The organism is Kitasatospora sp. NPDC057965, assembly GCF_042887135.1.
Lineage (GTDB): Bacteria > Actinomycetota > Actinomycetes > Streptomycetales > Streptomycetaceae > Kitasatospora.
Genome location: NZ_JBHVPZ010000068.1, coordinates 1 through 5,314, shown reverse-complemented (window position 1 = coordinate 5,314; position 5,314 = coordinate 1). Strand labels below are relative to the sequence as shown.

The 5,314-nt window shown below is 71.4% G+C and carries 3 protein-coding genes and 1 pseudogene; all 4 read left to right on the top strand.

Features of this window, described 5'->3' with window-relative positions; all coding sequences use genetic code 11:
• Nucleotides 1–99: pseudogene (locus ACFVVU_RS38905) on the top strand (ATP-binding protein); the annotation flags it as partial.
• A gap of 399 nt (nt 100–498) precedes the next feature.
• A complete protein-coding gene (locus ACFVVU_RS38900; protein ID WP_380688030.1) occupies nt 499–3,960 on the top strand; it encodes a nitrate- and nitrite sensing domain-containing protein in 3,462 nt (1,153 codons plus the stop codon).
• Nucleotides 3,961–3,970: 10 nt separating this feature from the next.
• Nucleotides 3,971–4,384, top strand: a complete 414-nt coding sequence (locus ACFVVU_RS38895; RefSeq protein ID WP_344345973.1) for a roadblock/LC7 domain-containing protein — start codon at nt 3,971–3,973, stop codon at nt 4,382–4,384.
• A gap of 161 nt (nt 4,385–4,545) precedes the next feature.
• Nucleotides 4,546–5,271, top strand: a complete 726-nt coding sequence (locus tag ACFVVU_RS38890) for a DUF742 domain-containing protein (RefSeq protein ID WP_380688028.1) — start codon at nt 4,546–4,548, stop codon at nt 5,269–5,271.
• The last annotated feature ends 43 nt before the right edge of the window (nt 5,272–5,314 follow it).

Here is a 5,314-nt window from a genome sequence, read left to right as displayed (position 1 = left end):
GACACCCCCGTCATCACCCTCGACGCCCGACGCCGCGACAGCGCCAAGAGCGCCCTCATCACCCTCGTCGAACACGCCCTCCTCGCCCGCCTGCGCTGAGCGGACACCGAGGCCGGCGGCCCCGGTACCCCGTCGCGCCGACGGGGTACCGGGGCGCGTTCGCTTGCGGAGAGGTGTCGTCCGGGCGCCTCGCGCAAGACCCCCGCATAAGCGGCGGATAACAGTTCGGTAGGCATTTCGTGATCAACAATGACTGTTTGTAGCGAATCGGCATCACTCAGCGCCAGAAGACCACAGTTTTGCTCCAACATGTCGGTGAATGTCCTGAATTGCACCTCCCGCTCCGCCCACCAGCAGCTGTTTGTCCCCCATCCCTGCACGTGCTGAAATTCCAGCTACCCCTGGATCCCATACGGCTGCCGTTCCCCGGAGCGGGCGGCCCCCGGGGTAGCGCTGGATTGATCCATGGCCGGCTGTCGGCCGAGAGGTAGTTGTCGAGTGAGGCGTAAGCAGCAGGTCGCCCCGCAGCGGCGCTCCGAGCCCCGCCAGAGCGAGCCGAACGGCACCGCACCGGAACCGGGCGGGTTCTCGGCGTTCACGCCGGTCGAGGAACGGCCGCAAACGGCCCCGGCACCGCAGCAGCCGAACCCCGGCAAGGACCGCGCGTCGGGCCAGGACACCGGCTCCACCACCGGTACCGGCTCCGGCGGCAGCGGCACGAACGACAACGGCCCCAAGAGCAGCCGGTACGACTTCGTGCGCCCGCGCAACTGGCGCGTGCCCGCCCGACTGATCGCGATCCTGCTGATCCCGGTCGTCATCGCCCTGGTCTTCGGCGGCCTGCGCGTCAACACCTCGATCGACGGCTTCATCAAGGCCGACCGCGCCCAGCGCACCGCCACCCTCGCCAAGGCCGCCACCGAGCTCGCCGAGGCCCTGGAGAGCGAGCGCGACAAGACGCTCATACCCCTGATCACCAAGCAGGACCCGAACAACGACGTCACCAAGGCGCGCTCGACCACCGACGCCGCCCTCAAGGCCTACAACGCGGCCTACGAGGCCAGCGACAAGTCCGGCGAACTCCCCCGACGGCACGAGGCCTTCCAGCAGGTGGTCGTCTACCTGCCGCAGCTGCGTGCCACCGCCTACGCCGACAACCTGTTCGCCTCCGCGACCGTCAGCGCCTACTCGGTGATGTTCGCCCCGCTGCTGTCCTACGACAACTCGGTCGGCCTCGGCTCGTCCAACCTGACCAGCAAGGGCCGCTCGATCTACGCCATGTCGCTGGCCAAGGCCTCGGCCTCGACCCAGCGCGCCCTCATGCTGCAGCTGCTGGTCGGCATCTCCGCCCAGAAGACCACCCGGTACGAGAACGTCGACCTCATCCAGCAGCTGCTGGTCGCCCAGCGCCTGGAACAGACCGCGCTCTCCGAGTTCAACACCGGCAGCGCCCCCGAGGACGCCAAGAAGTACGCCGACGCCCAGGTCGTCCAGGCCAACGCCGACCAGCGCGCGGCCTACCGGATGCCCAACGGCAGCGTGCCGACCATGCAGGGCCTGCTGAACCTCGGCACCGCCTACACCCAGGCGGCCGCCAACGGCCAGTCCCAGGGCAAGGAGATCGCCGACCGCGCCTACAAGGACGCCAAGGACTCCGGTCTGACGCCGGAGAACTGGAACCAGGCCGCCAACACCCACATGGCCAGCCTCCGCGCCACCGAGGTCGCGCTGCTGGACGACGTGCTCGTGGACGCCGCCGAGCTGCGCGACAACGCCCGCTTCGACGCCATCCTCAACTCGCTGATCGTGCTCACCGCACTGATCCTGGCCGGTGTCCTCACCGGCTACGTGGCCCGCTCGATGATCCTCGGCATGCGCACCCTGCGCAACGCCGCCCTCGACATCGCCGACCACCGTCTGCCCGAGCTGGTCGAGCGGCTCTCCAAGACCGACCCGGACCGGGTGGACACCAACGTCACCCCGATCCCGCTGCACGGCAAGGACGAGATCGGCGAGGTCGCCCGGGCCTTCGACCAGGTCCACCGGCAGGCGGTGGCGCTCGCCGCCGAGCAGGCGCTGCTGCGAGGCAACGTCAACGCGATCTTCACCAACCTGTCGCGCCGCAGCCAGAGCCTGATCCAGCGCCAGCTGGCGCTGATCACCGACCTCGAGAACAACGAGGCCGACCCGGACCAGCTGGAGAACCTCTTCAAGCTGGACCACCTCGCCACCCGTATGCGCCGCAACGGTGAGAACCTGCTCGTCCTCGCGGGCGAGGAGGCCGGCCGCCGCTGGAACACCCCGGTCCCGCTGGTCGACGTGCTGCGCGCCGCCGCGTCCGAGGTGGAGCAGTACGAGCGCGTCGAGCTCTCCGGCATCCCCGAGGCCGAGGTCGTCGGCGCCGCCGTGACCGACCTCGTCCACCTGCTCGCCGAGCTGCTGGAGAACGCCACCACGTTCTCCAGTCCGCAGACCCGGGTGCTGGTCAACGCGACCCGGCTGCCGGACGGCCGGGTGCTCGTCGAGATCCACGACAAGGGCATCGGCCTCACCGCCGAGGACTTCGCGGAGATCAACGAGAAGCTGGCCGAGCCGCCCACGGTCGACGCCACCATCTCCCGCCGCATGGGCCTGTTCGTGGTCGGCCGGCTCTCCCAGCGGCACGACATCCGCGTCCAGCTCCGCCCGTCCGGCGAGTCGGCCGGCACCACCTCGCTGGTCATGCTGCCGCCGTTCGTGACCCAGATGGCCGCGGCTCCGGAGCCCGAGGAGCAGTTCACCGTCTCCCGGATCTTCGCCGACCAGGAGCCGGCCCCCGAGTGGGCCGTCGACCACGACCCGGTCCGCAGCGCCGCCGAACTCGGCTTCGACGACCACCTCACCGGGATGGGCAACGCCGGCCCCACCGGCTTCAGCCCGGCCCTGGAGGCCGTCCAGCGCTCGCAGCGCCTGGACCAGGTCCGCCGCGCCGCGCTGGAGGCCGGACCGCAGGACGGGCAGCCGCCGGTGCTGGACGCCGAGGTCGACGAGGAGTACCCGGCCTACGGCCGCCGCAACGACGAGGCCTACGCCCAGGACGAGCAGTACCCGCAGCAGGGCTACGGGCAGTCCGGCTACGCCGACGACCAGTACGGCTACCAGGACGAGTACGGCCAGGACGGCGGCTACGACGCCGAGGGCTACCGCCAGGACGGCTACCAGCAGGACGGCTACGGCCAGTACCCGCAGCAGGGCTACGACGAGTACGGCCGGACGGACGAGTACGGCCAGGACACCGGCTACGACGGGTCCGGCTACGCCGGCGAGCAGTACGGCCGGCCGACCGAGGAGGCCCCGGCGGGCCACCCGTACGCCCCCGAGCAGCCCGCCCTCCCGGCCGCCGACAGCGCCCCCGCCGCCCCCACCACGCTGCCGTCCGGGCTGCCGCAGCGCCGCCCCGGCCAGCAGCTGGCCGGTGGTGGCTTCCCGTCCGGCCAGGACGGCAACGGCGGCGGCGACAGCCCGAACTGGTTCACCGGCGCCAAGGACACCTCCGCCACCCCGGCCGAGCCCCGCGGCCACGACGTGTCCGCCCTCGGCGGCTACGGGCCCACCGGCCCGACCGCCGCCGGCAACGCCGACTGGCAGTCCCCCAACGACGGTGACTGGCAGCGGGCCGAGAAGCTGCGCGAGCCCTCCTCCGGCGGCACCACCCCCGCCGGCCTGCCCCGGCGCGTGCCGAAGCAGAACCTGGTGGCGGGCAACGCCAAGCCCACCCCGCAGGACGGACCGCAGGTCTCCCGCGCGCCCGAGGAGGTCCGCGGCCGGCTCACCAACCTGCGCCGCGGCGTCGAGCAGGGCCGCAGCGCCGGGACCACCGGAAGCTTCCGGATCGACCCCGATCAGGTAGACCAGTCCGGCAACGGACAGCAGAATCGCAGCACCGATCTCTTCGGCGGCTCGAACCACCAGGAGCGTTGAGTTGAGTCAGATGAGCCAGGCCGCACAGAACCTGAACTGGCTGATCACCAATTTCGTGGACAACACCCCCGGGGTGTCGCACACGGTGGTGGTCTCCGCGGACGGCCTCCTGCTGTGCATGTCCGAGGGATTCCCCCGCGACCGCGCCGACCAGCTCGCCGCCGTCGCCTCCGGCCTCACCTCCCTCACCACCGGCGCCAGCCGGATCTTCGAGGGCGGCGAGGTCAACCAGACCGTCGTCGAGATGGAACGCGGCTTCCTGTTCCTGATGGCCATCAGCGACGGCTCCGCGCTCGCCGTCCTGGCCTCCCCCGACTCCGACATCGGCCTGGTCGGCTACGAGATGGCGCTGCTCGTCGACCGCGCCGGCGCCGTCCTCACCCCCGCACTCCGCGCAGAACTCCAGGGCAGTCTCCTGCACTGACGGTCCGTCGGATACCGTCCAGGTATTCGAAGCACCTCCACGTCCGTCCCGGGCCCGCTTCGGCGGGCTCGGGTTCGGGCGTTGTACGGCCTTCGCACCACCGGCTCAGGACCAGTGCCCGAGCTCGCACCGCACCGCCGCACCCTGTGAGGAGAGGAACCGTGACACCGCCCGACGACCGCAGCGGCCAATACGGCGTTCCGTACCCTGGCACAGGCCATGACGCCTTCGGAGCACCCGGCGTCGTCGGCCACGGTCAGCAGTACGGCCAGCCGCTCCACGGCCAGCACGGCCAGCACTACGGTCAGCCGTCGTACGGCCGGCCGTACCCGCCGGGACAGTACGACCAGTACGCGCAGCCCCGGCCCTCGTACGACGCTCCGCCGCCCGGCTACCCGGACGGGACGGTCGGACAGCACCCCGGCCACCTCCCCGGCCGCGGCCCGGCCGTCGGGCAGTCGGCCGGACAGCCCGCCCACGTTCCCGGCCACCACGGGCCGGTCCAGGACTTCGGGACGGGCGACGACTACGACGACGAGGTGGACTCCGGCCCGCTGATCCGCCCGTTCGCGATGACCGGAGGACGCACCAGGCCCCGGTACGAGCTCGCCCTGGAGGCGCTCGTCTCCGCCAACGTGGATCCGCAACGCCTGGCCACCCTGCTCCCCGAGCACCAGCGGATCTGCACCCTGTGCACCGAGGTCAAGTCCGTGGCCGAGGTCTCGGCGCTGCTCTCCCTTCCCCTGGGAGTGGCCCGGATCCTCGTGGCCGACCTGGCCGAGGCCGGCCTGGTCGCCATCCACCAGCCCGCTTCCGGCGGCGAATCCGGAACCCAGCCCGACGTCACGCTGCTCGAAAGGGTCCTCAGTGGACTTCGCAAGCTCTAACGCGGCCGCCCCCACCCGCGCCACCACCTCCGCGAAGATCGTC

Bases quoted from the DNA above. Each gene is read 5' to 3' on its own strand.
- ACFVVU_RS38895 (WP_344345973.1), top strand. From the start codon at position 3,971: ATGAGCCAGGCCGCACAGAACCTGAACTGGCTGATCACCAATTTCGTG.